Annotated in this window: 24 protein-coding genes; 19 read left to right on the forward strand and 5 right to left on the reverse strand. The window is 71.5% G+C overall.

Going from position 1 to position 23,618, the window contains the following annotated elements; genetic code table 11:
- The first annotated feature begins 256 nt into the window (after positions 1-256).
- The 8 genes from J7E97_RS00700 (at position 257) to J7E97_RS00735 (ending at position 7,063) form a co-directional block, all read left to right on the forward strand.
- On the forward strand, positions 257-934 hold the full coding sequence (locus J7E97_RS00700) for an HAD family phosphatase (protein ID WP_215021294.1): 678 nt from the start codon (positions 257-259) through the stop codon (positions 932-934).
- A 59-nt stretch (positions 935-993) separates the two neighbouring features.
- A complete protein-coding gene (locus J7E97_RS00705; protein WP_215021295.1) occupies positions 994-2,214 on the forward strand; it encodes an MFS transporter in 1,221 nt (406 codons plus the stop codon).
- Positions 2,165-3,334 carry an acetoin utilization protein AcuC gene (locus tag J7E97_RS00710; protein WP_215021296.1) on the forward strand — a complete coding sequence of 390 codons (1,170 nt, stop codon included), beginning with the start codon at positions 2,165-2,167 and terminating at the stop codon, positions 3,332-3,334. The genes J7E97_RS00705 and J7E97_RS00710 overlap by 50 nt, the downstream gene beginning before the upstream one ends.
- A gap of 92 nt (positions 3,335-3,426) precedes the next feature.
- Complete coding sequence (locus tag J7E97_RS00715; RefSeq protein ID WP_215021297.1) at positions 3,427-4,257, forward strand: phosphatase; 831 nt, start codon at positions 3,427-3,429, stop codon at positions 4,255-4,257.
- Between the two features lie 114 nt (positions 4,258-4,371).
- Complete coding sequence (locus J7E97_RS00720) at positions 4,372-4,581, forward strand: helix-turn-helix domain-containing protein (RefSeq protein WP_215021298.1); 210 nt, start codon at positions 4,372-4,374, stop codon at positions 4,579-4,581.
- Positions 4,582-4,743: 162 nt separating this feature from the next.
- Positions 4,744-4,842 (forward strand): 30S ribosomal protein bS22, encoded by a 99-nt coding sequence (locus J7E97_RS00725; protein WP_003948845.1) that lies wholly within the window; start codon positions 4,744-4,746, stop codon positions 4,840-4,842.
- 95 nt (positions 4,843-4,937) lie between these two features.
- On the forward strand, positions 4,938-6,038 hold the full coding sequence (locus J7E97_RS00730; protein ID WP_308346130.1) for an NAD-dependent epimerase/dehydratase family protein: 1,101 nt from the start codon (positions 4,938-4,940) through the stop codon (positions 6,036-6,038).
- Positions 6,038-7,063 carry a lysophospholipid acyltransferase family protein gene (locus J7E97_RS00735; protein ID WP_215021299.1) on the forward strand — a complete coding sequence of 342 codons (1,026 nt, stop codon included), beginning with the start codon at positions 6,038-6,040 and terminating at the stop codon, positions 7,061-7,063. The genes J7E97_RS00730 and J7E97_RS00735 overlap by 1 nt, the downstream gene beginning before the upstream one ends.
- 124 nt (positions 7,064-7,187) lie before the next feature.
- Here J7E97_RS00735 and J7E97_RS00740 read toward each other — a convergent pair whose 3' ends face one another.
- From J7E97_RS00740 to J7E97_RS00750, 3 genes are all read right to left on the reverse strand, one after another.
- Positions 7,188-8,390 (reverse strand): DUF5667 domain-containing protein, encoded by a 1,203-nt coding sequence (locus J7E97_RS00740; RefSeq protein WP_215021300.1) that lies wholly within the window; start codon positions 8,388-8,390, stop codon positions 7,188-7,190.
- A 255-nt stretch (positions 8,391-8,645) separates the two neighbouring features.
- A complete protein-coding gene (locus J7E97_RS00745) occupies positions 8,646-9,461 on the reverse strand; it encodes an ECF subfamily RNA polymerase sigma factor, BldN family (protein ID WP_215021301.1) in 816 nt (271 codons plus the stop codon).
- Positions 9,462-9,833: 372 nt separating this feature from the next.
- Positions 9,834-10,832 carry an HAD family phosphatase gene (locus tag J7E97_RS00750; RefSeq protein WP_215021302.1) on the reverse strand — a complete coding sequence of 333 codons (999 nt, stop codon included), beginning with the start codon at positions 10,830-10,832 and terminating at the stop codon, positions 9,834-9,836.
- 116 nt (positions 10,833-10,948) lie between these two features.
- Here J7E97_RS00750 and J7E97_RS00755 point away from each other — a divergent pair, with 116 nt between their 5' ends.
- From J7E97_RS00755 to J7E97_RS00780, 6 genes are all read left to right on the forward strand, one after another.
- Complete coding sequence (locus J7E97_RS00755; RefSeq protein ID WP_215021303.1) at positions 10,949-11,227, forward strand: glutaredoxin family protein; 279 nt, start codon at positions 10,949-10,951, stop codon at positions 11,225-11,227.
- A 273-nt stretch (positions 11,228-11,500) separates the two neighbouring features.
- Positions 11,501-12,319, forward strand: coding sequence for a redox-sensing transcriptional repressor Rex (locus tag J7E97_RS00760; protein ID WP_215021304.1), 819 nt, complete (start codon positions 11,501-11,503; stop codon positions 12,317-12,319).
- Complete coding sequence (locus J7E97_RS00765; protein WP_215021305.1) at positions 12,316-14,109, forward strand: glutamyl-tRNA reductase; 1,794 nt, start codon at positions 12,316-12,318, stop codon at positions 14,107-14,109. The genes J7E97_RS00760 and J7E97_RS00765 overlap by 4 nt, the downstream gene beginning before the upstream one ends.
- A complete protein-coding gene (hemC, locus tag J7E97_RS00770) occupies positions 14,106-15,074 on the forward strand; it encodes a hydroxymethylbilane synthase (RefSeq protein ID WP_215021306.1) in 969 nt (322 codons plus the stop codon). The genes J7E97_RS00765 and hemC overlap by 4 nt, the downstream gene beginning before the upstream one ends.
- Positions 15,071-16,756: a bifunctional uroporphyrinogen-III C-methyltransferase/uroporphyrinogen-III synthase gene (locus J7E97_RS00775; RefSeq protein WP_215021307.1), complete on the forward strand. Its 1,686-nt coding sequence runs from the start codon at positions 15,071-15,073 to the stop codon at positions 16,754-16,756. The genes hemC and J7E97_RS00775 overlap by 4 nt, the downstream gene beginning before the upstream one ends.
- Positions 16,757-16,823: 67 nt before the next feature.
- Positions 16,824-18,149, forward strand: a complete 1,326-nt coding sequence (locus tag J7E97_RS00780; RefSeq protein ID WP_215021308.1) for a HEAT repeat domain-containing protein — start codon at positions 16,824-16,826, stop codon at positions 18,147-18,149.
- Here J7E97_RS00780 and J7E97_RS00785 read toward each other — a convergent pair.
- Together J7E97_RS00785 and J7E97_RS00790 are read right to left on the reverse strand one after the other, a co-directional pair.
- Positions 18,127-18,435: a DUF397 domain-containing protein gene (locus tag J7E97_RS00785; RefSeq protein ID WP_215021309.1), complete on the reverse strand. Its 309-nt coding sequence runs from the start codon at positions 18,433-18,435 to the stop codon at positions 18,127-18,129. The genes J7E97_RS00780 and J7E97_RS00785 overlap by 23 nt on opposite strands.
- The gene (locus tag J7E97_RS00790) at positions 18,432-19,217 is read right to left on the reverse strand and encodes a helix-turn-helix transcriptional regulator (protein ID WP_308346127.1); all 786 of its coding nucleotides are present in this window, start codon (positions 19,215-19,217) and stop codon (positions 18,432-18,434) included. The genes J7E97_RS00785 and J7E97_RS00790 overlap by 4 nt, the downstream gene beginning before the upstream one ends.
- Positions 19,218-19,368: 151 nt before the next feature.
- On the opposite strand from J7E97_RS00790, the gene J7E97_RS00795 reads away from it, so the two are divergent.
- The 5 genes from J7E97_RS00795 (at position 19,369) to J7E97_RS00815 (ending at position 23,423) form a co-directional block, all read left to right on the forward strand.
- Positions 19,369-19,899, forward strand: a complete 531-nt coding sequence (locus J7E97_RS00795) for an ATP-binding protein (protein ID WP_308346129.1) — start codon at positions 19,369-19,371, stop codon at positions 19,897-19,899.
- A gap of 3 nt (positions 19,900-19,902) precedes the next feature.
- Positions 19,903-20,901 (forward strand): porphobilinogen synthase, encoded by a 999-nt coding sequence (gene hemB / locus J7E97_RS00800; protein ID WP_215021312.1) that lies wholly within the window; start codon positions 19,903-19,905, stop codon positions 20,899-20,901.
- A gap of 738 nt (positions 20,902-21,639) precedes the next feature.
- A complete protein-coding gene (locus tag J7E97_RS00805) occupies positions 21,640-22,056 on the forward strand; it encodes a polyketide cyclase (RefSeq protein ID WP_215021313.1) in 417 nt (138 codons plus the stop codon).
- Complete coding sequence (locus J7E97_RS00810) at positions 22,056-22,478, forward strand: MarR family winged helix-turn-helix transcriptional regulator (protein WP_215021314.1); 423 nt, start codon at positions 22,056-22,058, stop codon at positions 22,476-22,478. The genes J7E97_RS00805 and J7E97_RS00810 overlap by 1 nt, the downstream gene beginning before the upstream one ends.
- A 675-nt stretch (positions 22,479-23,153) precedes the next feature.
- Positions 23,154-23,423 (forward strand): DUF1876 domain-containing protein, encoded by a 270-nt coding sequence (locus tag J7E97_RS00815; RefSeq protein WP_215021315.1) that lies wholly within the window; start codon positions 23,154-23,156, stop codon positions 23,421-23,423.
- The last annotated feature ends 195 nt before the right edge of the window (positions 23,424-23,618 follow it).

The raw sequence follows: 23,618 nt of genomic DNA on the forward strand, positions 1-23,618 counted from the left end.
TGGGAGAGTAGGACGCCGCCGAGCAATTATTGTGGGAAAGCCCCGCACCAGCCCTTACAGGGTTCGGTGCGGGGCTTTTCTGCGTTTACGGCCATAATCCGGTTCCGCAGCCTCCGGGAGGTCTGTCGGACCGGCCCGGCACGGCCCCCCCGCTCGGCCGGCGGCCCGGCCGTCACCCCGAGGATCCTCGGATGTCCTGCGGATGCCCGGCATGGGGTCCGGATGGATTCGCACTGACGGCTCGTAGGGTTGTCGCATGGGCTACGACCTCGTCATCTTCGACAACGACGGCGTGCTGGTGGACAGCGAGCCGCTCGCCAACAGCATCCTCGCCGGGTACCTGACCGAGCTGGGGCACCCGACCTCGTACGAGGAGTCGCTCCGCGACTACATGGGCGCCGCCGTGCACCGGGTGCACGACCTCGTGGGGGAGCGGACCGGGCAGGCGCTGCCGGGCGACTTCGACACCACGCTGCACGCCCGCACCTTCGCGGCCTTCGAGCGCGAGCTCAAGCCCGTGCCCGGGGTCCAGGACGTGCTGACCGCGCTCGTGGAGACGGGGACGGCGTACTGTCTCGCGTCCTCCGGGAGCCACGAGCGGATCCGGGTCGGCCACCGGGCGGCGGGACTCGACGAGTGGTTCGAGGAGGAGTGGATCTTCAGCTCGGAGGACGTGGGCCAGGGCAAGCCGGCGCCGGACCTGTTCCTGCACGCCGCCGACCAGATGGGCGTGGCCCCCGCGCGGTGCGTGGTCCTCGAGGACAGCCCGCTGGGCGTCCAGGCCGCCCTGGCCGCCGGCATGGACGTGTACGGGTACACGGCGATGGTGCCCGCCGAGCTGCTGCCCCGGGCCAGCGGCTACTTCGGGGACATGAACCAGCTGGCCGCGCTGCTGGGCCTGGAGGGCGGCTACAGCGGCGGGTTCGATCACTGACCCAATCGATATGTGATCGCTCTACCCACCGGTAGGACCGCCGCCTACGCTGAGCCGCCATGACGGCAGACGCGCGGCTGAGCCGCGGGCGCGGGGCTTTGGGTTTCAGTTTCTTCGTGCAGGGAGTGACGTTCGCGCTCCTCGTGACGCGGATCCCGGCCATCCAGGACCGGTACGGCATATCCGACGCACTGCTACCCGCCTTCCTGGCGGCCGTGCCGATCCTCGCCGGGCTGTCCAGCGTGGCCACCGAGCACCTCGTGAAGCGGGTGGCGCCCAGCACCGTACTGCGGTGGGCGCAGCCGCTCGTCCTGCTGGCGCTGCTCGGGGTCGGCGCCGGAACCGAGATGTGGCACGTGGCGCTCGCGCTCGGGGCGTTCGGGCTGTTCGTGGGGGCGCTCGACGCGTCCATGAACATGCTCGGGGTCAGCCTGCAGGGCGCGTACGGGCGCAGCATCATGCTGGGGTTCCACGCCTCGTACAGCCTCGGCGGCATCCTGGGCGCGTCCGCCGCCTGGGCGGGCGCGCACTGGCACCTCTCGCTGTTCACCTCGTACGTGCCCGCCGTCGTGGTCCTGCTGCCGCTCGCGCTCTTCGCCAGCCGCTTCTACGTGGACCAGGACGCGGGAGCCGCGAAGGCCGGGGCGCAGAAGGGCCTCGGGCCCGGCGGGTTCAAGCTGCTGCTGCCGCTGTGCCTGGTCATGGCGTGCGCGTACATCGGGGACTCGACGGTGTCGAACTGGAGCGCCAAGTACCTCCAGGACGTGCTGGGGAGCTCGGAGCAGCTCGCGACGGTCCCCTACAACGTCTACATGGTGACCACCCTGCTCGGCCGGGCCGTCGGCGACCAGGGAGTGCGCCGCTTCGGGGCCGTGGCCGTCGTGCGGATCGGGACGGTCGTCGCCGCGGTCGGCTTCGCCGTGGTCGCGGGCGCGCCCGGGGCCTGGTCGGGGATGCTCGGTTTCACGCTGCTCGGGATCGGGCTGTGCGTGATCGTGCCGCAGACCTTCGCGGCCGCGGGGCGGCTCTTCCCCGGCTCTTCGGACACGGCCATCGCCCGGCTCAACATCTTCAACTACGTGGGGTTCCTGATCGGGGCGCCGCTGGTCGGCGGGATCGGCGACGCCTGGAACTACCGCGGCGCGATGCTCGTGCCGATGGTGCTCGTCCTCGTCACTCTTTTCTACGCCCGCTCGTTCGGTGCGCGGGGCGCCCGATACGGTGTCGGGCATGAGCGGCCGCGGGTTGTTGATGTGGGACGAGGCGGTAACGAAGTATGACTTCGGACCGGGCCATCCGATGGACCCGGTGCGCCTGGCGCTGACCATGGGGCTGGTACGGGCCTTCGGGCTGGACCGGGAGATCGAGGTACGGGCGGGCCGGCCGGCCGGGGATTCGACCCTGCGGCTGGTCCACCGCGAGGACTACGTGGCGGCCGTGCGCGAGGTGTCCGCGGACCCCGGGGTCGCGGACGGTTCGTACGGGCTCGGGACCATGGACGACCCGGCCTTCCACGGGATGCACGAGGCGTCCGCGCTGATCGCCGGGCAGTCGGTGGCGGGTGCGGAGGCGCTCTGGCGGGGGGAGGCGGAGCACGCCGTGAACTTCGCCGGCGGGCTGCACCACGCGATGGCGGGGCGTGCGGCCGGGTTCTGCGTGTACAACGACGCGGCGCTGGCGATCGCCCGGCTGCTGGAGCTGGGGGCCGAGCGGGTCGCGTACGTGGATGTGGACGTCCACCACGGGGACGGGGTGCAGGCGGCGTTCTGGGACGATCCGCGCGTGCTGACCGTCTCCCTGCACGAGCACCCGAGGACGCTGTTCCCGCAGACCGGATGGCCCGAGGAGACGGGCGGGCCGGGCGCGGAGGGCTCGGCGGTGAACATCGCGCTGCCGGCGGGCACCGGGGACGAGGGATGGCTGCGGGCCTTCCACTCGGTCGTGCCGGAGCTGTTGGCGGACTTCCGGCCGCAGGTGCTGGTGACCCAGCACGGGGCCGACACCCACTTCGAGGATCCGCTGGCCCATCTGGCGGTGTCGCTGGACGCCCAGCGGGCGGTCCAGGAGGCCTGCCACGAGCTGGCGCACGCTCATGCGGGCGGGAAGTGGCTGGCGTTGGGCGGCGGCGGGTACGCGGTCGTGGACGTCGTACCGCGGTCGTGGACGCACCTGGTGGCGATCGCCGCACACCGGCCGATCGATCCGCAGACGGCGGTGCCGGGGTCCTGGCGGGACGAGGTGTACGCGCGGACGCGGGAGGTGGCGCCGGGCCGGATGACGGACGGGCGGGCGGCGGCTTGGCGGGAATGGGAGTCCGGATACGACCCCGCCGATCGGATCGACCAGGCCGTGCTCGCCACGCGGCGGTCGGTGTTCCCGTTGCGGGGACTGCTGGCCTGAACCGGGCTCTGGGCGGATGCGTATTACTCCAAGGGTGGTGTGATTGCGCGGAATTGATGAACCGCCAGGTCGGGTGGTGGAGCATCGGCAGGGTGTTGAGTACCGGCGCGTTGCGTGCGCATCTGTTGGCCGCCCGGCTGGCCGGGCCCGTCGCCACTTCCCGGGAGGAGAGCCTGCGCAGTTACCGGCTGTTCGCGGCGCGCGATCCCCGGGTGCTGCTCGGGCTGGACCCCGAGTGGGGCTGGGGCGAGGGGGACCTGCTGCGGCTGATGGCCGACAAGTGCGGGGTCTCGGCGGATCCGGCGCACGTCAGCGGGCCGGACGTGATCGACCCCGAGCGCACGGTGGCGGGGCTGGAGGCCTTCGCCGAGCGGCTGCGGGCGGCGGCCGGGGCGCGGGCGCCCGTACTGTTCGCCACCGGTCACCCGCACCGGCTCCTGGGGTTCTACGCCACATTGGCCGAGGCGATGTCGGCGGCGGGATGTGATGTCCTCACCCCGGCGCGGGGGGTCGCCGTCGACATGCAGACCCGGTTCGGCGTACGTCCGCACAGGATCGATTACGTACGAGGGGTCGCACTGGTGCGGGAAGAGGGCGCGCGTCCGGCCGGGAGTGCCACCGGCGCGCACACCCATTCTCCGCTGCCGGTTCGGATCGCCCTCGGCGCCCTGGCGGAGGCCGGCGGGCCCCTGCCGGAGCTGGTGGTGGGCGACCACGGGTGGGTCTGCGGTGCTGGTCAGCTGGGTGTGGAGGCGATCGGGCTGGCCGATACGGATGACCCGGCGCTGTTCGTGGGGGAGGCCGAGGGGCGGGTCTCGGTGGCCGTTCCGCTTGATGACGCGGTGCGCGCCGACTACTACCGACCGCTCACTCGCTATGTGCTCGATCGGGCGGGTCTGTCGGGTCGTCAGGAGTGGACGTAGCTCCTCTTCCCCACTCGTATCACACGCCCCTACTCTGGTGAGTGAGCGTGCGACGACGGGGCGTAACCGGAGGGGAAGCCGGTGCCCGTCATGCGCGGAAGGTCAAGGTGTGTCATGGCTGCTGGCGAGAGGCCTCTCAGTGAGGTTCAGTTCCTGACCGTGGCGGAGGTCGCCTCGGTGATGCGAGTGTCGAAGATGACCGTGTACCGATTGGTCCATAACGGCCATCTGCCCGCAATCCGGGTGGGCCGGTCCTTCCGGGTCCCCGAAAATGCGGTGCACGAGTACCTGCGCGACTCCTTCGTGGGGGTGGAATCGGCCTGAGAGCGGGGGTCGGGAGCCCGCGGCTGCCCCTCGGAAGCACCGGATTACAAGCTCAGAGCTCGGACGGGTAGGCTAGGCCGACGTAGGTCGTGTGGGCCCAGACGCCCCGCACCGAGATCCCCGCTGACGCGGGGATGTTCCGAGAAGTGAGCGAGGGTAGTCGTGGGCTCTGTCATTAAGAAGCGGCGTAAGCGGATGGCTAAGAAGAAGCACCGCAAGCTGCTCAAGCGCACCCGCGTCCAGCGCCGTAACAAGAAGTAAACGGCAGCTGTACGTGTTTTCCGCAGCCCCTCCACCATTCTGGTGGAGGGGCTGTGGTGCAGCCGGGGGACTTCTTCGAGGGAGGCGCTGAGCTCGTGGGGAAGGTCGTGCTCGTTACCGGGGCTGCCCGGCAGCTGGGAGGCCGCTTCGTGCGGCGGATCCAGCGGGAGCCGGAGGTCGAGCGGGTGATCGCGGTCGACGCGGTGACCCCGCCGCACCGGCTGGGATCGGCCGAGTTCGTCCGTGCGGACATCAGGCAGTCGGCGATCGCACGCGTACTCGCCGAGAACGCCGTCGACACGGTGGTCCACCTTGCGGTCACCGGCGGCGCGGCGACGGGCGCGGGCTCCGGCTCGTACAGCACCGTCAAGGAAACCAACGTCATCGGGACGATGCAGCTCCTCGGGGCCTGCCAGAAGTCCCCGACGGTACGGCGCCTCGTGGTGAAGTCCAGTACCAGTGTGTACGGGGGCACCTCGCGGGATCCGGCCGTCTTCACGGAGACCACGCAGCCGAAATCGCTGCCCGCGGCCGGCTTCGCCAAGGACGCCATCGAAGTCGAGGGCTACGTACGCGGCTTCGCGCGCAGACGGCCCGACGTCGCCGTGTGCGTACTGCGGTTCGCGAACATCCTCGGGCCCTACGCGGACTCCGCCCTCGCCGAATACTTCTCGATGCCCCTGATCCCGACCGTGCTGGGCTACGACCCGCGCCTCCAGTTCGTCCACGAGGACGACGTGCTGGACGTGCTGCGGCTGGCCGCCGGGGAACCCGGGCGCGGGACCTTGAACAGCGGCACCTTCAACATCGCGGGCGACGGGGTACTGCTGCTGTCGCAGTGCGCGCGGCGGCTGGGACGGCCCGCGCTGCCGCTGCTGCTGCCCGCGGTGACGTGGCTGGGCTCGGCGCTGCGGGCGATCGGGGCGACCGACTTCTCACCGGAGCAGATACGGCTCCTCACGCACGGGCGGGTCGTGGAGACCACGCAGATGCGCGAGGTGCTGGGATTCAGACCGATGTACACGACCGCCGAGACCTTCGCCGACTTCACGCGGAGCCGGGGGAACGGGCTGCTGCCGCCCGAGCGGGCGGCGCGGGCCGTGGACAGGGTGGCGGACCTGTTGAACGTGGACGCGAGCACAGGGGCGAGTACCGGAGCGGGCAAGGCGCCGGCGGCTGAGGGAGCGAAGCGATAGTGGCGGACGCCAAGGTCATTCCGTTCGACGAGGACCGGCCGCGGCGGCGGCCGCCGCGGCGGGTACGGGCGCTGCCCGCGGCCGAGCCGGAACAGGCGGCGCAGCCGCTGGTCGCGGCCGTCCCGGAGCCTTCGGGCGCGGCGGGCTCGGGCCCGGCGGCCTCGGGCCCGGGCAGCTCGGCCGGTGAGGCCTGGGACCGGCGGATCGCCGGCGGGCTGGCGTTCCTGCGGCGCCGGATCACCGGGGAGTACGAGGTCGACGACTTCGGCTACGACAAGGAGCTGACCGATCAGGTCCTGATGTCGCTGCTGCGGCCGCTGTACGACAAGTACTTCCGGGTCGAGGTCAAGGGCATCGAGAACATCCCGAAGGAGGGCGGTGCGCTGATCGTGGCGAACCACTCCGGGACGCTGCCGCTGGACGGCCTGATGCTCCAGGTCGCCGTGCACGACCACCACCCGGCGGAGCGGCACCTGCGGCTGCTGGCGGCGGACTTGGTGTTCATGCTGCCCGTCGTGAACGAGCTCGCGCGGAAGGCCGGCCACACGCTGGCGTGCGCGGAGGACGCGCAGCGGCTGCTGGAGGCCGGGGAGCTGGTGGGCGTGATGCCCGAGGGCTTCAAGGGGATAGGGAAGCCGTTCGGCGACCGGTACAAGCTCCAGCGGTTCGGGCGGGGCGGCTTCGTGTCGACGGCGCTGCGCGCGGGGACGCCGATCGTGCCCTGCTCGATCGTGGGGGCGGAGGAGATCTACCCGATGGTCGGCAACGCGAAGACGCTGGCGCGGCTGCTGGGGATCCCGTACTTCCCGATCACTCCGACGTTCCCGTGGCTGGGACCGCTGGGCGCGGTGCCGCTGCCGACGAAGTGGACGATCCAGTTCGGCGAGCCGATCGAGACCGCGGGTTACGCGGCGGAGGCGGCCGAGGATCCGATGCTGATGTTCAACCTGACCGATCAGGTCCGGGAGCAGATCCAGCACACGCTGTACAAGCTGCTGGTGCAGCGGCGGTCCGTCTTCTTCTGAGGCCCGTCGTCTTCTGACCGGACCCGCGGGACGCCCGCCGGGTCCCGGGCACACGTGAGCGCCGGCGGGGCTGCGAGGGAGCAGCTCCGCCGGCGCTTTCGGTGTCAGCCGGTGCCAGCCGGCTTCAGTCCGCGTCCTCCGCCTTGAGGCCCAGCCCGGGGAGGAGTCCGGGGAGGAGGGGCGGGAGGGTGATGTCCGGCTGCGGGTGCTGCGGGGTGCCGGGCGCGGAGGGGGTCGACTGGCCCGCGGGCGGGTTCAGCAGATCGCCCGTACCGCCGAGGAGGCCGCCGCCGGGAGGCGGGGTCTTCGCGGATCCGGTTCCCGGCGCCGACGGGGTGGGCGCGGCCGACGGGGTGCCCTGGGAGGGCGCCGTCTGCTGATTGCCCGCCGGGGCACTCGGCCTGGTGGAGGGGCCGGAGCCGCGGGTCTGCTCCGGAGGCTTCGGGAGCAGGCCCTGGAGCGGCGCCACGTCTTGGTCTATGGCCAGGAAGACCGACTCGACTTCGCCGCCCACGTCCGTGAGCTGCGCGGGGAGGTTCCCGCGGAGCCTGTCCCACGCGCCGCGGTGCGAGCGGGAGAACGAGGACAGCGCCTGGATCGGGCCGAGCGAGCCGTCCCGTTCGTAGGCGGCCTGGAGGAGCCGGTGGCCCTCCGAGGCGTCGTGCTTCATACCGGCGAGCGCCCGGCGGATCTCGCCGAGGGACTCGTGGTCCAGCGTGCCCAGCCGCCCGCGCTCCATCAGCCGACGGGCTTCCGACAGGCGGTTCGAGGCCTGGTCGAGATAGAGCTCGCCCCGGTCCGAATCGTCGTCGGCCATCCCGAGCCGGATGTCCTCCATGCCCCGCTTCACGGGGTACAGGTGGTCACCCGGCAGGGCGTCGGTGCTCGCGGCGGCCACACCGCTGAAGGCCCCCGCGGCCACACCTACGGTGAGGCCGCCCGCTGCGATGCCCTTGGACCAGCGGGAGCGGGGCCGCAATTTCCGGAGCGGGCTCGCCCGGTGGGCGCCGCGGCCGGTCCGCTGTTCGGGCACTTGAGGGTCCGAGGCGGCACTGCCGCCGGCCCTTTCCTCCATCACCATGGTCTCCATGGCGGCGACGAGCTGGGCTCGCTGCACCATTTTGACCTCGGCATCCAGCACCGGGCGCGGCATTCTTTCGCCGAGCACGCTCGCCAGGGCCAACAACCGGTCGTGGTCGGCAGGTTCGGCAGGTGCCTCGGACTGCTCGGCCGCCGGGTCCGGTTCCGAAAGATCGGACGGGGTCCGATCCTCCAGGGCCTGGGCGAAGGCGTTCGCCCGCCGGTGCGGAGTCACGTTCGCGATCACTGGCGGCACCTCCTCTCGTCATGACGATCGACTCCCCAAGGTGTCCGGAAGGTTGCCTTCCTTGAGCACATCCACACTTTCGAGTGAGTGGCTTCAGGCAGGGCTTGTCCACAGGGAGCCTGCATTCCCCACAACGAGCGGCGCGGCACTTGGGTTACGGACGAAGGATGATCGGACCACAGCTTCGTCAGTGTCATCGGTGTCATCAATGTCATCAGGGAGGGAAACCGAATGTGAGAGGGGAGGAGGGCGGCGTCAGCGGGCGTCGTCGGGGAGGAGGCGGGCCAGTGTGCGGACCGCCCGGTACTGGAGCGTCTTGATGGCGCCCTCGTTCTTTCCCATCACCCTGGCCGTCTCGGCGACCGAGAGGCCTTGCAGGAAGCGCAGGGTCACGCACTCCTGCTGCTGTGGATTGAGTTTCCGTACGGCTTCCAGCAGGGCCGCGTTGGAGAGGGACTCCAGGACGGAGTCCTCGGGGGAGCGTTCCACCTCGTTGGCGTCGAGCATCTCGCCTGTGGTGACTTCCAGGCGGAAACGGCTCGACTTGAAGTGGTCGGCGACCAGGTTGCGGGCGATCGTCACGAGCCAGGCGCCGAAGTCGCGGCCCTGCCAGGTGAAGGTGGAGATGCGGCGCAGCGCGCGCAGGAAGGTCTCGCTGGTGAGATCCTCCGCGGTCGCCTTGCCGCCGACGCGGTAGTAGATGTAGCGGTAGACGGTGTCGCTGTACTGGTCGTACAGGCGACCGAAGGCTTCGGCCTCGCCGGCCTGGGCGCGTTCGACCAGGTCCATCATGCGGGCCTGGTCGCTGTCCGCGGTGGGGCGGCGGGCGGTCGGCGCGGTGGTCCCGGCGGCTGCGCTCGCGGCTGCGGCGCCCGAGCGTGCACGTCTGCCCACCGTCGCGCCGCCGTCGGTCAGGGCATAGCAAGGACCGGCCGGGCCGAGTCCGGCGGGGACCGCGGTGGCGAATGCGGGGACGGCGTACGCGGTGGGGACGAAGCCGCGCAGGCGGTCGATGACCGTTGCGCGCAGCGTAGCCAGGCCCGAGGCGTCAACCCCGACAGGTGGGTACACGGGACTCCCAGAGGCAGAGCTTCCATCACGTGCAGTGCGGGACCGTTCACCCGTCGTGGCGACAGATGGGCGGTGGCATGCGTTTGAGGAGAATAACGCTTCGTACAGGCGGCGCTACACCCAGTTGCTCAAATCACCGGTTACGACACTTCTGTTGCGTGTCGAAGGCATATTCAGTCGCAGTTGGTGATCGGTTCTTGATCGGTTGGGTGCGCGGAATGGCGGCTTCCCCGCTGGCTCGCGACCGAGTCGGGCAGGACGGAGTGCCGCGCCGGGGGTGCGGGTAGAGGTATGCGAATGCCCTGCCCGGAAGGCGGGCAGGGCATGTCGGACAGGAAGGGCCGGTGGGGGGCCGTACGGGGCCCGAGGCCGCTACTTGCGGCGGCGGTGCAGGGCGATCGCGGCGGCCGCGCCGCCCGCGATCGCGCCGACCCCGGCGGCCGCCGGGACGCCGACCTTCACGGCCTTGCGGCCGGTCCGATAGTCGCGCAGGCGCCAGTCGTTGGCGCGGGCATGCTTGCGCAGTTTTGTGTCGGGATTGATCGCGTACGGATGCCCGACCAGCGACAGCATCGGAATGTCGTTGTGCGAATCGCTGTAGGCGGCGCACCGGTCGAGCTCCAGGCCCTCGGCCGCGGCCAGGGCGCGCACCGCCTCCGCCTTGGCGGGGCCGTGCAGCGGCTCGCCGACGAGGCGGCCGGTGTAGATGCCGTCCACGGACTCCGCGACGGTGCCCAGGGCGCCGGTCAGGCCGAGCCGGCGGGCGATGATCGTGGCGGTCTCGACGGGGGCGGCCGTCACCAGCCACACCTTCTGGCCGGCGTCGAGGTGGGCCTGGGCCAGGGCGCGGGTGCCCGGCCAGATCCGCTCCGCCATGTACTCGTCGTAGATCTCCTCGCCGATGGACATCAGTTCGGAGACCTTGTGGCCCTTCACGATGGACAGCGCGCTGTCGCGGGCGTCCTGCATGTGTTCGGGGTCCTCGACGCCGGCGAGCCGGAACCAGGCCTGCTGCCAGGCGAAGCGGGCGAGCTCGCGGCGGCGGAAGAACTCGCGCTTGTAGAGGCCGCGGCCGAAGTGGAAGATCGCGGCGCCCTGCATGACGGTGTTGTCGAGGTCGAAGAAGGCGGCGGCGAGGTCGTCGCCCGCCACGGGGAACTCGGGTTCCGGTTCCGGTGCGGGGGCGGTGTCGGGGACTTCGGCTTCCCGCGTCCCGGCCGGTGCCGCGTCGGCCGTGTCCGGGGTGAGGGCGCCGAGGGCGTCATCGGCCAGCGCGGTCTTGCGGGCGGCCTCGGCCGAGGCCTCGCCTGCCAGCACGCTCCGCGCGGTCGCGGAGCGCCTACGGGGGGAGAGCCATCCGAGAGCGGACATGACGCGAGCATAGCCATTGTGTTCGGGAGTTCCCGAACCGATCGGAATCGGGGGCGTGAACTCTTCGCGGCCTCCGCTCCGGTCCGGCCGGTGCGCGGGGGCGGGAGAATGGGGACATGAGTCCTTTGCTGCGCCGTGCGCAAAAGAAGCGTCCCGAGGAGCGGTTGGTCACGCTCGTCGGGAAGCCGGGGTGCCATCTCTGTGACGACGCCCAGGAGGTCATCGAGAAGGTCTGTGCCGAGACGGGGGCACAGTGGGAGAAGAGAGACATTTCGCAGGACGAGGAGCTGTACCGCTTGTATTGGGAGCAGATCCCGGTCGTGCTCGTGGACGGTGACCAGCACACCTTCTGGAGGGTGAACCCTGACCGGCTCCGACGGGCATTGCAGGGTTGAACCCGCGGACGGTTACGATCGTGGGCGATTTGTGGGATCTCGGGGGCGTATTGGTGAGGAGTGTGTACGGTTTTGCCCCCTTCGGGATTTGAACGGGTTCGGCGTGTCGATCGTTCCCGCCCCACACGCCCACGGCGCGTGACCCCGGTCACTTTGGTCGGACAAAGCGGACACAATCTTTGTGCACGCGTTCACAAAGACATAACCTGCATTCGACGGGGTGGTCCTGGGACAAGTGGCCACCTGCAGCCCCGCTCATCCCGCAGGAGCATCGTGGCAACTGGCCGAACCCACCGACCGGCGACCCGCAGCCGAGGTATTCCCGAGGCCACTGTCGCTCGGCTTCCGCTGTACTTGCGCGCCCTCACCGCGCTCTCCGAGCGCTCGGTACCCACGGTGTCCTCCGAGGAGCTCGCCGCTGCCGCCGGAGTGAACTCCGCGAAGCTCCGCAAGGACTTCTCCTACCTCGGTTCCTACGGGACCCGCGGGGTCGGCTACGACGTGGAGTACCTCGTCTACCAGATCTCCCGCGAGCTCGGACTGACCCAGGACTGGCCGGTCGTCATCGTCGGCATCGGCAACCTCGGCGCGGCCCTCGCCAACTACGGCGGCTTCGCGTCCCGCGGCTTCCGCGTGGCGGCGCTCATCGACGCCGATCCGGCCATGGCCGGCAAGCCCGTCGCCGGCATGCCCGTTCAGCACACCGATGAACTGGAGAAGATCATCGAGGAGAACGGCGTCTCGATCGGGGTCATCGCGACCCCGGCGGGGGCGGCCCAGCAGGTGAGCGAGCGGCTCATCGCGGCCGGCGTCACCTCCATCCTGAACTTCGCGCCGACCGTCCTGTCCGTGCCCGAGGGCGTGGACGTGCGCAAGGTCGACCTGTCGATCGAGCTGCAGATCCTGGCGTTCCACGAGCAGCGCAAGGCCGGCGAGGAAGCGGCCGCGGCCGCTGCCGCCGGCGGCTCCCCCACGGGCAGTGGCACCGGCGCGGCCCCCGCCGCGGCCGTCGTGCCGCCCGCGGGGCGTGCGACCGCCGTGGCCCGGAAGGGCAACCCCGAGGGTGACGTGCCGGCGGTGATGCCGGCATGAGCCTGCTCGTCGTAGGGCTGAGCCATCGCAGCGCGCCCGTGAGCGTGCTGGAGCGCGCCTCGCTGTCCGCCGATGCCAAGATCAAGCTGCTGCACGACACGCTGGCCGCGGAGCCGGCGGCGGAGGCGGCGGTGCTCGCCACGTGCAACCGGATCGAGCTGTACGCGGACGTGGACAAGTTCCACGCGGGCGTGGCCGAGCTCTCCACGCTGCTCGCGCAGCACAGCGGGGTGGCTCTGGAGGAGCTCACCCCCTACCTCTACGTCCACTACGAGGACCGGGCGGTGCACCACCTGTTCTCGGTGGCGTGCGGGCTGGACTCGATGGTCGTCGGCGAGGGGCAGATCCTCGGCCAGATCAAGGACGCGCTGGCGCTGGGGCAGGAGCTCCACACGGCGGGCCGCCTGATCAACGACCTCTTCCAGCAGGCCCTGCGGGTCGGCAAGCGGGCGCACTCCGAGACCGGCATCGACCGGGCGGGGCAGTCGCTGGTGACCTTCGGGCTGGAGCAGCTCGCGGTGCACGAGCCGGTGGAGAAGTGGGCCGCGGGCAAGCGGGCGCTCGTCATCGGGGCCGGATCGATGTCCTCGCTCGCGGCGGCGACGCTGGCGCGGGTCGGCTTCGCCGAGATCGTGGTGGCGAACCGGACCGCCGAGCGGGCGGAGCGGTTGGCCGGGATTCTGGTTGCCTCGGGCACCGGGGTGCGGGCCGCTGCCGTGCCGATGGGCGAGGTTGCCGATTCGCTGACACGAGTCGATGTGGTGGTGTCCTGCACCGGGGCGACCGGCCTGGTGCTGACCGGGGACGACGTGGCCGCGGCCGTGGAGTCGGGCCCTGCGGGGGCTGTCCCCTACCCGCCCTTCCACCGTTCCCCGGGCCAGCCCGGACCCGATGCCGGTGCGGCGCCGTTGCCGGGGGCCAGCCCCCGGACCCCCGCGCCTCAAACGCCGGCGGGGCTGGATTCGCCCGCCGGGCTGGGTTCGTCGGCCGGGCTGAGTTCGCCCGCCGGGCTGGAATCGGAGCTCGTTGCGCGGCTTGCCGCTCTGGCGGCCGGAGGGCAGCGGATCGCCGATGCCGGGGCCGTGCGGAGCAAGGTGGTCGTTGACGAGCCCGACGGGTGTCCCGTCGGGATGGATTCGCCGGCTTCCGGCGGGCGGGCCGCGCTGGCCGGGGTGGACGCCGGCTCGCTCGAACTGCACGGGGCCTGGGCCGACCAGGGCGAGGCGGCCGCGCAGCGGCAGCCGCGCAGGACGGTGCGGAGCCAGGACGGCGCGCCCGTACGGCTCGCGCTGCTCGACCTGGCCATGCCGCGGGACATCGACGCCGCCGTGCACCGGATCCCCGGGGTGCGGCTCGTCGACATCGAATCGCTGGCGGAAGCGAGCGCCGATGCGCCGATGGCCGCCGACGTCGACGCGGTGCGCGAGATAGTGGCCGCGGAAGTGGCCGCCTTCGGGGCGGCCCAGCGGGCCGCGCACATCACGCCCACGGTGGTCGCCCTGCGGGCGATGGCCGCCGAGGTCGTCGCCATGGAGGTGGCGCGGCTGGACGGGCGGGTACCCGATCTCGACGAACGGCAGCGGGCCGAGGTCAATCAGACCGTGCGGCGCGTCGTCGACAAGCTCCTCCACGCGCCGACCGTGCGCGTCAAGCAGCTCGCGAGCGAGCCCGGCGGCGCCGGGTACGCGGAGGCGCTGCGCGAACTCTTCGATCTCGACCCGCAGACGGTGGCCTCCGTCAGCCGGGCGGACGCGGCAGACAAGAACGACGACTCAGGACGGGCATCATGAATCCACGTCTCGACGAGCCCCTCCGGCTCGGCACGCGGCGAAGCAAGCTGGCCATGTCCCAGTCCGGGCATGTCGCCGAGGCGGTACGGGCGATCACCGGCCGGCCCGTCGAGCTCGTGGAGATCACGACCTTCGGGGACGTGTCCCGCGAGAGCCTCTCGCAGATCGGCGGCACCGGCGTCTTCGTCACCGCCCTGCGCGAAGCCCTTGTACGCGGTGAGGTCGACTTCGCCGTGCACTCGCTGAAGGACCTGCCCACCACGCAGCCCGCCGAGCTCGTCATCGCGGCCATGCCGCAGCGTGAGGACGCCCGGGACGCGCTCGTCGCCCGCGACGGCCTGACCTTCGAGCAGCTGCCCGACGGGGCGCGGATCGGGACCGGGTCGCCCCGGCGCATGTCCCAGCTGCACGCCTACGCCAAGTCGCTGGGCAAGGTCATCGAGACCGTTGCCATCCGCGGCAACGTCGACACCCGGATCGGCTTCGTGCGCAACGGAGAGCTCGACGCCGTCGTCCTCGCCGCCGCCGGGCTCAACCGGATCGGCCGCGGCGACGAAGCCACCGACCTGATCTCCGTCGACAACGTGCTGCCCGCACCCGGCCAGGGTGCCCTGGCCGTGGAGTGCCTCGCGTCCGACACGGACCTGATCGCCGCGCTCGGCGAGCTCGACGACCCGTACACCCGGGCCGCCGTGACCGCCGAACGCGCACTGCTCGCCGCCCTGGAGGCCGGCTGCAGCGCCCCTGTGGGGGCGCTCGCCGACCTGCTGGCCGACGGGCAGACTGTCAATGAAATGCGCCTGCGTGGAGTTGTGGGAACCCTCGACGGTTCCACGCTGGTACAGCTGTCCACCACCGGTCCCGTGCCCTCGTCGTACGACGAGGCCATGGCGCTCGGCCGCGAACTCGCGGACGAGATGCTCGCCAAGGGCGCGGCCGGTCTGATGGGGGAGCGGTCGCTTTGAACCCCACACGTCCCAACACCTCCGCTTTCCCGGCGGTCGCCGTCCACGGACACGTCACCTTCCTCGGTGCCGGTCCGGGCGACCCGGGTCTGCTGACGCTGCGCGCCGTCGAGGCCCTCGCCGCCGCGGACGTACTGATCGCGGAGCCCGAAGTGCTCGACGTCGTACGGACGCATGCGCGCGCGGGGGTGGACACGCCTCAGCTGACGGTTGCTGACGATCTGTCAGCAGCCGCCGGGGTTCCGGTGATCCGAACACCTCTTGCTCTCAACGACGTTGCCAATCTTGTCATGGAGGCCGCGCGCTCCGGCAGGCGGGTCGTCCGTGCCGTCACCGGCGACCCCGGGCTCGACGGGAACGCGGCCGAGGAGATGCTCGCCTGTGCCACCGAGGGCATCCCCTTCGAGGTCGTGCCCGGTGTCGCGACCGCCGTCGGCGTACCCGCGTACGCCGGTGTGCCGCTGAGCGGCAAGCTCGGCGCCGACGTCCGGTTCGTGGACGCCCGCAACGCCTCCGCGCGCTGCTGGAGCGAGGTGGGCGCCAGCGACGGCATCCTCGTCGTCTCCGCGACGCTGGAGACGGTATCGGCGGCCGCCGCCGAACTGGTGAGCGCCGGGCGCAAGCCCGACACCCCTCTCACGGTGACCGTGGCCGGCACCACCACCCGCCAGCGGACGTGGAGCGCGACCCTGGGGACCATCGCCCAGGTGTTCAAGCAGGGCAAGATCCTTCCCTCCCCGGAGGGTTCGCGGCCCGTCATAGCCGTGGTCGGGGAGCACGGCGCCGCCGCGCGCCGCGAGGAACTGTCCTGGTTCGAGTCGAAGCCGCTCTTCGGCTGGCGCGTGCTCGTGCCGCGCACCAAGGAGCAGGCCGCCTCGCTCTCCGACCAGCTGCGTTCGTACGGCGCGGTGCCGCACGAGGTGCCGACCATCGCCGTGGAGCCGCCGCGCACCCCGCAGCAGATGGAGCGGGCCGTCAAGGGGCTGGTCACCGGCCGCTACGAGTGGATCGCCTTCACCTCGGTGAACGCGGTCAAGGCCGTGCGCGAGAAGTTCGAGGAGTACGGGCTCGACGCCCGTGCCTTCGCGGGCATCAAGGTCGCCGCCGTGGGCGAGCAGACGGCCGCCGCGCTGGTGGAGTTCGGCGTCAAGCCCGACCTGGTGCCGAGCGGTGAGCAGTCCGCCGCCGGACTGCTGGAGGACTGGCCGCCGTACGACCCGGTCTTCGACCCGATCGACCGCGTCTTCCTGCCGCGTGCCGACATCGCCACCGAAACCCTGGTCGCCGGGCTGATCGAGCTCGGGTGGGAGGTCGATGACGTCACCGCCTACCGGACCGTGCGCGCCTCTCCGCCGCCGCAGGACACGCGCGAGGCGATCAAGGGCGGCGGCTTCGACGCCGTGCTCTTCACGTCCTCGTCGACCGTGCGGAACCTGGTCGGCATCGCCGGCAAGCCGCACAACGTCACCGTCATCGCCTGCATCGGGCCGGCGACGGCCAAGACGGCGGAGGAACACGGCCTGCGGGTCGACGTCCTCTCGCCGGAGCCGAGCGTCGGCAAGCTGGCGGAGGCCCTGGCCGAGTACGGCGCGGCGCGCCGCGAGGCCGCGAAGGAGGCCGGGGAGAGCGTGTACCGGCCGAGCGAGCGGCGGCCGGGCGCGCGGCGTCGTCGTACGACCTGACGGCGGGACCGGTAGTGAGCAGGGCCCGGGTGCGGTTGCACCCGGGCCCTGTGGCATGTTCGCGGCCATGGACCTGGAGGAAGCGGTACGGGCGGGGGACGCCGAGCGGGTCCGCGAGCTGCTGGCGGCGGGCGCGGACCCGGACACGGCGGGCGGCGACGGCCTGCCGGTGCTGTGCGCGGCGGTGGCGGCGTACGCGGTGGAGACCATACGCGTGCTGGTGGAGGGCGGCGCCGACCCGGACCGGCGGCTGCCGGACGGGACGACCCCGCTGCTGCGGGCCGTCGAGGGCGGCTCACCGGCGGTGTGGGGCGCGTTCCTGTACTCGGAGTCGGGGGAGCGGCTCTCGCAAGCGGAGCGGGCGCGGCTGCTGGAGGCGGCCCGGCATTGGTACGAGACGGGCGCGGAGGCGGAGTTGCGCCGGCTGACGGGGGCGCAGGGCCCGGCGCGCACCGGGATCGTCCGGGACGGGGAGTCCGACCGCGTCGAGGAGGTCACGCTCGGCGGGCGGACCGTACGGGCCGGGCACGGAGCGGTTCTGACCCGCATGGAGTGGGAATTCCGGATCCTGACCCCGGTCGAGGAACTCGTTGACCGGGCCGTGCGGTACGAGGACGAGGACCACGTCGACCGTCAGGCGGCCCGCTGGATCTTCGTGCTGCGGCAGGGCGCGGAGACCTGGTCCCGGGTGGTGGACCACCACCGGCACCTCTCACCCGCGCACCGGGCGTTCGTCGCCCAGTTCCTGCGGCTGGGCGAGCTGATGACGGACGTCATCGTTAACGCCCGCTGGTACCGGGAGCGGTTGGAGGTGCTGCTTCCCGACTGGGCGGACGCCGAGCCGGACGGTGGGGTCCTGGCGCTCGTGCTCGGCCTGCTCGGGGACCAGGGTCACCCGCAGACGCGGGCGTTCGGGCTGCGGTACGCCGGGCATCCGGACCCGCGGGTACGGCGCCGGGTACCGCAGATGTTCGACCAGCCGCTGGACCCCGTGACGGCGCGGGCGGTGCGGGACCTCGGCCGGGACACCGACGGCGGGGTGCGGGCGATGGCCGCGGACACGCTGGGCTCGGAGGACGAGCTGGGGGAGGGGGACAGGACGCTCATGCTCGCCCTGCTCCGGGACGGGGACCCGGAAGTCCGGCGCAGCGCGGCGTACGGCACCGCCAGAGGCCGCGACTGCTCGCCGGAGGTCACCGAGGCGCTGGTGGAACTCCTCGACGCCGACGAGCAGGAGCTGCGGCTGAGCGCCGCCTACGGCCTGGCCGGGCGGGACGACCCGCGCACCCCGGAGGCGTACGCGCGGGTGGGGCCGCTCGGCCCGGAGCTCGAGAGCGATCCCCGGGCGGACGGCTTGCGGCGCTGGAGCCTCAGGAACGAACCCACCGGGTGAGGCCGGTCCAGGCGGCGGGGGCGAGGGTGAGGGTGGGCCCGTCGGTGACCTTGGAGTCCCGGACGTGCACGGCGTCGGCGCAGGTGCAGGACGCGACTTCGACGCAGGCGCCGCCCTCGTCGTTGCTGTGGGAGGACTTCTGCCAGGCGGCGGCGGCGACTTCGACGCAGGCGCCGCCCTCGTCGCCGCTGTAGGAGGACTTCCGCCATGCGACGGCCACTTCCAGGCAGGCGCCGCCCTCGCTGCCGCTGTAGCTGGACTTGAACCACTTCAGTGCGGTGCTCATGACTCTCCTAGCAGCCGGTCCAACAGGCCTTTTGTCTCCGCGACGTTGAGGGCCTGGGATCGCAGCATTGCATACTTCTGAGCAAGGATGCTGACCTCGTTGGGGTCACGAACGAGGATGCTGCCGCGCTGCGTTTCCGAGTAGGCGAGGTGCTGGAACTCGGGTGTCTCCAGCAGGATGAACGGGCCGTCGAGGCCCGCGTGAGCGGTGATGCCGAGAGGCAGCACCTGGAGCGAGAGGCCCGGGCGGTCGGCGCAGGCACGCAGGTAGCGCAGCTGCTCCCGGTGGACCTCGTCGCCGCCAAGGCGGTCGCGCAGTGCTGCTTCCGAGACGATGAAGCCGAGAGTGGGCGGCACTCTGCGGTGCAGTAGTTCCTGACGCTTGATTCGGCGGGCCGTTTGGAGCTCGATCTTTTCCTCGCCCATGTACGGGACGCGGCAGCTGAACACAGCGCGGGCGTACTCCTCGGTTTGAAGCAGGCCGGGCACGAGCACGGTGTCGTACCAGGACAAAGCGAGGGCCTCGCCCTCGCTGGCGAAGTATTCCTCCGCCCAGGCTGGGCTCATGTCGACCTCGGGCATGCGGTTCGCCGCGACCGTCAGGAGGCCGGGTAGGCCAAGGATCCGGTCCATCTTCTCGGCGACGTTCGGCATCAGGACGCGCCTGCCCTGCTCGATGGAGGCGACGGTTTCCACGTCGATGTGCAGCTCTTCGGCGAGGGCGCGCTGGGTCATTCCTGCGGCGATGCGTGCGGCGGCGACCTGAGCGCCGACCATCTTCATCGCGGTCTCGTTGGGCCGGGGCCTCTTGCGTGGTGGCATGCCTGTGAACTCCCCGCGTGTGCATGAGAGATACCGGTACCAACCCGTACTCATGAAGGAGTACGGGTTACTCGTCTTCCCCACGCTAGTCACGCACCGCGACGATCGTCCCGTGAACGTGGAAATCCATCCGGCCCTGCTGCGCGAGCGGTTCTACCCCCGCAGCCGCCAAAGTGTCCGCTCCGTCAGGGAGTTCGCGGCGGTGACACTGCACGCGTGGGGTGTCACATGCCGCCGCGACGACGTGTTGCTCTGCGTGAGCGAGCTGGCGACCAACGCCCTGCTGCACGGGATCCCGCCCGGCAGGGGCTACCGGGTGCGGCTGGTGCGGTTCGGGGACGTCGTCCGGGTCGAGGTGCACGACAGCGGGGGCGGGCGGCCGCGCGTGGAGGACCGGGATCCGGGGGCGGAGCGCGGGCGCGGGCTGCTGCTGGTCGCGGCCGTCGCGGACCGGTGGGGGGTCGGGGTGCGGGTGCCGGGCAAGGTGGTGTGGTGCGAGTTCGCCGTGGGTGCGGCCGGGGCCGCGCGCCGTACCCAGGTGGAACCGAGTGCCTGCGCGGGCCCCCGGGAGCCCGGGCCGTTCCGGGACGGGGCGGGCTCTACGCTTGTCCCGACTGCTGTCGATGCTCGAAGAGGCGACTAGAAGATGAGCACGTACGGATCCTTCCCCGGCTCGCGGCCCCGCCGGCTGCGCACGACCCCGGCGATGCGGCGGATGGTCGCGGAGACCCGGCTGCACCCCTCGGACCTGATCCTCCCGGCGTTCGTCCGGGAGGGCATCAGCGAGCCGCTCGCCATCTCGGCGATGCCGGGCGTGGTCCAGCACACGCGGGACACGCTGCGGAAGGCCGCCGTGGAGGCGGTCGAGGCGGGCGTCGCGGGGATCATGCTCTTCGGGGTCCCGGCGGACGAGAACAAGGACGCGCGGGGCACGGCGGGCACCGAGCCGGACGGGATCCTCCAGGTCGCGATCCGCGACGTGAAGGCCGAGGTCGGGGACGATCTCGTCATCATGTCCGATCTGTGCCTGGACGAGTACACCGACCACGGGCACTGCGGGGTCCTGGACGAGCACGGGCGCGTCGACAACGACGCGACGCTGGAGCGGTACGCGGAGATGGCGCAGGTCCAGGCGGACGCGGGCGTCCACGTGGTCGGGCCCAGCGGGATGATGGACGGCCAGGTCGGCGTCATCCGCGACGCGCTGGACGAGACCGGGCACGAGGACGTGTCCATCCTGGCGTACACGGCCAAGTACTCCTCCGCCTTCTACGGGCCCTTCCGCGAGGCGGTGGCCTCCTCGCTCCAGGGCGACCGCAAGACCTACCAGCAGGACCCGGCGAACGCCCGGGAGTCGCTGCGCGAACTGGCCCTGGACCTGGAGGAGGGCGCCGACATGGTCATGGTCAAGCCGGCGGGCCCCTACCTCGACATCCTGTACCGGGTCGCGCAGTCGGTGGACGTGCCGGTGGCCGCGTACCAGATCAGCGGCGAGTTCGCGATGATCGAGGCGGCGGCGGAGAAGGGCTGGATCGAGCGCGACCGCGCCATCCTGGAGACCCTGCTCGGCATCAAGCGCGCGGGCGCGGACACGATCCTGACGTACTGGGCGACCGAGGTGGCGGGGTGGTTGCGGGGGGAGTGAGGGGGGTGAGGGGGGAATGAGGGGGCGTTGACGGTGGGGCGGGTGGGCCTCGGCTGCGTACCTCTCGGGGGCTTTGACGGTCCCGGTGGGAGTCCCGGAAGTCCAGCGTCCTTCCGGGGCGGGCCGGTCCGTCAAGGGCGCTCCTCCTTCGTCGTCGCGTCGCTACGCGATGGCCTGCGGCCACCCTTGACCGACCGGCCCGCCCCGGAACGCCACAAGACTTCCGGGATCCCCCCGGGGGATGGCCTGGGGGTGCGAGAGGGCAGGGACGGCCGGATCAGGGATGTACGAGCCCGGTCCCGCCGGTCAGCCGACGGTTCCAGCAGCCGGGACCGGCCCGCCTGCCCGGGGCCGGGGGCGCGGGACCCCCGGGACACCCACGCGGGGCCCATCGCGGCCCCTTCCCGGTGCTTCGAACGCCAACCCGCACGACAGGTTGACCAGACAGTCATCCGGAGCCCTGAGGCGCGATAGATCGCTACACACTCACACTCGGCTTAGCGACTGCGGCCCGGTGAGCGCCGGGGCGGTGAAAACGGCCGCCCACGGAGTGGGGAGGAGCGTTGCGCGGGCTTGGGGGACGGCTGTGGGTCGGCGGGGGGCGGTTGGCCGTCGCTCTCGGCTTGGACGGCGGAGGCTGATGGATGGGGATGGGGATGGGGATGGGTGTGATGTGGACAGATAGTCTGTGCAGAGATAGTCTTCGCGTAGGCAATATCGGGCAAGGGGAGGCTCCAGATGTGGGCGTACGAGCACAGCGTTGAGACCAATGCGGGACCCGGGGCGATCTGGGGACTGTGGGCCGACGTCGAGAACTGGGGAGCCTGGAACGCCGATATCGAGAGCGTGATGATCAGCGGGGCATTCGCGGCGGGGGCGGAGATCGTAATGACGCCGGCCGGGCAGGATCCGGTGAGCCTGGTTGTTGCCGAGGCCGTCGTCGATGAACTGTTCGTGGACGAGGCGCGGTTCGAGGGGCTGTTGCTGCGGACCGTTCACCGGGTGGACGCGGGGGAGCGGCTGCGTACGCGGGTCACGTATCGGATGGAGATCACCGGCGAAGGTGTGGACGAGCTCGGCCCGCACATCGGTCCGGCCGTCACGGGGGACTGGCCGGAGACGATGGACGCGCTGGTGAAGCTGGCGCAGGGCTGATGGCCCTCAGCCCCGGCGACAGTCCCGGCTTCCTGCTCTGGCACGCCACGTTGCGCTGGCAGCGCGACATCGCCGCAGCTCTCGGACCGTTGGACCTCACCCACGTGCAGTTCGTCCTGCTCGCCTGCACGTGGTGGATGAACAAGCACGGCGAGCACCCCAACCAACTGGCAGTGGCCCGCCAGGCCGGCACGGACGTCAAGATGACCTCACAGGTCCTGCGCGCCCTGGAAACCAAGGGCTGGATCGAGCGCGAGGTCGACCCCGCCGATACGCGCGCCAAGCGGCTGCGCGTCACCACCGCCGGAGCCGAGCTGGCTCCACGCGCCATCGCCGCCGTCGAGGCCGTGGACACGACCTTCTTCCAACCGGTCGCGCGCGACGAGGCCGTGGCCCTCCTCAGCCGCCTGGCCCACCCCTGACCCCCCCACTCCGTGGGCGGCCGTTTTCACCGCCCTGGCGCCCACCGGGCCGCAGTCGCTAAGCCGAGTGTGAGTGTGTAGCGATCTGATGCGCCTCAGGGCCCCGGATGACTGTCTGGTCAACCTGTCGTGCGGGTTGGCGTTCGAAGCACCGGGAAGGGGCCGCGATGGGCCCCGCATGGGTGTCCCGGGGGTCCCGCGCCCCCGGCCCCGGGCAGGCGGGCCGGTCCCGGCCGCTGGAACCGTCGGCTGACCGGCGGGACCGTGGCATTGCGCTCTCTGATCCGGCCGTCCCTCTGCCCATGACCCCCAGGCCATCCCCCGGGGGGATCCCGGAAGTCTTGTGGCGTTCCGGGGTGGGTCGGTCGGTCAAGGGTGGCCGCAGGCCATCGCGTAGCGACGCGACCGGAGGGAGCGCCCTTGAGGGACCGGCCCGCCCCGGAAGGACGCTGGACTTCCGGGACTCCCACCGGGACCGTCAAAGCCCCCGAGAGGTACGCAGCCGAGGCCCACCCCCCAACCACCGCCCCACCGTCAACGCCCCCAACAACCCCCGCAGCCCAACCCGCCCAACCCTGCAGCCCAAGCCCCTGACGACCCCCACCCCGACTCGCATCCCACCCCCGGTAGGCGCACCCTGGAGGCAGGTGGGTGAGCCCCTGGAGGTGATGCACCATGACCACGCTCGTCGGGTGGCACGTGGAGCTCGAGTTCACCGAGGAGGGACACCGCACGAGTGCGGCGGCCCTGGTCAGGCTCGGGGACGGCTCCGAGATACGGGCGCACGGCTACGCCATGCGTCACCCCTCCGACCCGGATCAGCTGCGGGTCGGGGAAGAGATCGCCGGCGCGAGAGCGCTGATGGACCTCGCGTCCCAGCTGTTGCAGAAGGCCCACTCGGAGATCGACGCGGTGACGGGCAGGCACTCATACCCGTTGCAGTGATGCGTGCCCGTGACGCGTGACGCGCGAAGCATCACGCGCTCACGCGCCGAGATCCGCCCCTGCGGCCCGTCCACCCCCATGGACGGGCCGCAGCGGCGGTTCTGCGCCGCGTCGGCGCACGCACGCAGGCACCTAGCGCGTCCGCCGTTCGAAGAGGACGGTCGCGAGGGTCACGGAGACCACGCCGATGGCCGC

It is taken from the genome of Streptomyces sp. ISL-66, from assembly GCF_018614135.1.
GTDB lineage: Bacteria > Actinomycetota > Actinomycetes > Streptomycetales > Streptomycetaceae > Streptomyces.

What these genes read in the sequence shown, in the direction of transcription:
- J7E97_RS00765 (WP_215021305.1), top strand. Translation starts at nt 12,316, where the DNA reads ATGAGCCTGCTCGTCGTAGGGCTGAGCCATCGCAGCGCGCCCGTGAGC.
- J7E97_RS00750 (WP_215021302.1), bottom strand. Translation starts at nt 10,832, where the DNA reads ATGTCCGCTCTCGGATGGCTCTCCCCCCGTAGGCGCTCCGCGACCGCG.
- J7E97_RS00755 (WP_215021303.1), top strand. Translation starts at nt 10,949, where the DNA reads ATGAGTCCTTTGCTGCGCCGTGCGCAAAAGAAGCGTCCCGAGGAGCGG.
- J7E97_RS00810 (WP_215021314.1), top strand. Translation starts at nt 22,056, where the DNA reads ATGGCCCTCAGCCCCGGCGACAGTCCCGGCTTCCTGCTCTGGCACGCC.
- hemB (WP_215021312.1), top strand. Translation starts at nt 19,903, where the DNA reads ATGAGCACGTACGGATCCTTCCCCGGCTCGCGGCCCCGCCGGCTGCGC.
- J7E97_RS00700 (WP_215021294.1), top strand. Translation starts at nt 257, where the DNA reads ATGGGCTACGACCTCGTCATCTTCGACAACGACGGCGTGCTGGTGGAC.
- J7E97_RS00805 (WP_215021313.1), top strand. Translation starts at nt 21,640, where the DNA reads ATGTGGGCGTACGAGCACAGCGTTGAGACCAATGCGGGACCCGGGGCG.
- hemC (WP_215021306.1), top strand. Translation starts at nt 14,106, where the DNA reads ATGAATCCACGTCTCGACGAGCCCCTCCGGCTCGGCACGCGGCGAAGC.
- J7E97_RS00710 (WP_215021296.1), top strand. Translation starts at nt 2,165, where the DNA reads ATGAGCGGCCGCGGGTTGTTGATGTGGGACGAGGCGGTAACGAAGTAT.
- J7E97_RS00790 (WP_308346127.1), bottom strand. Translation starts at nt 19,217, where the DNA reads ATGAAGATGGTCGGCGCTCAGGTCGCCGCCGCACGCATCGCCGCAGGA.
- J7E97_RS00720 (WP_215021298.1), top strand. Translation starts at nt 4,372, where the DNA reads ATGGCTGCTGGCGAGAGGCCTCTCAGTGAGGTTCAGTTCCTGACCGTG.
- J7E97_RS00785 (WP_215021309.1), bottom strand. Translation starts at nt 18,435, where the DNA reads ATGAGCACCGCACTGAAGTGGTTCAAGTCCAGCTACAGCGGCAGCGAG.
- J7E97_RS00780 (WP_215021308.1), top strand. Translation starts at nt 16,824, where the DNA reads ATGGACCTGGAGGAAGCGGTACGGGCGGGGGACGCCGAGCGGGTCCGC.
- J7E97_RS00705 (WP_215021295.1), top strand. Translation starts at nt 994, where the DNA reads ATGACGGCAGACGCGCGGCTGAGCCGCGGGCGCGGGGCTTTGGGTTTC.
- J7E97_RS00815 (WP_215021315.1), top strand. Translation starts at nt 23,154, where the DNA reads ATGACCACGCTCGTCGGGTGGCACGTGGAGCTCGAGTTCACCGAGGAG.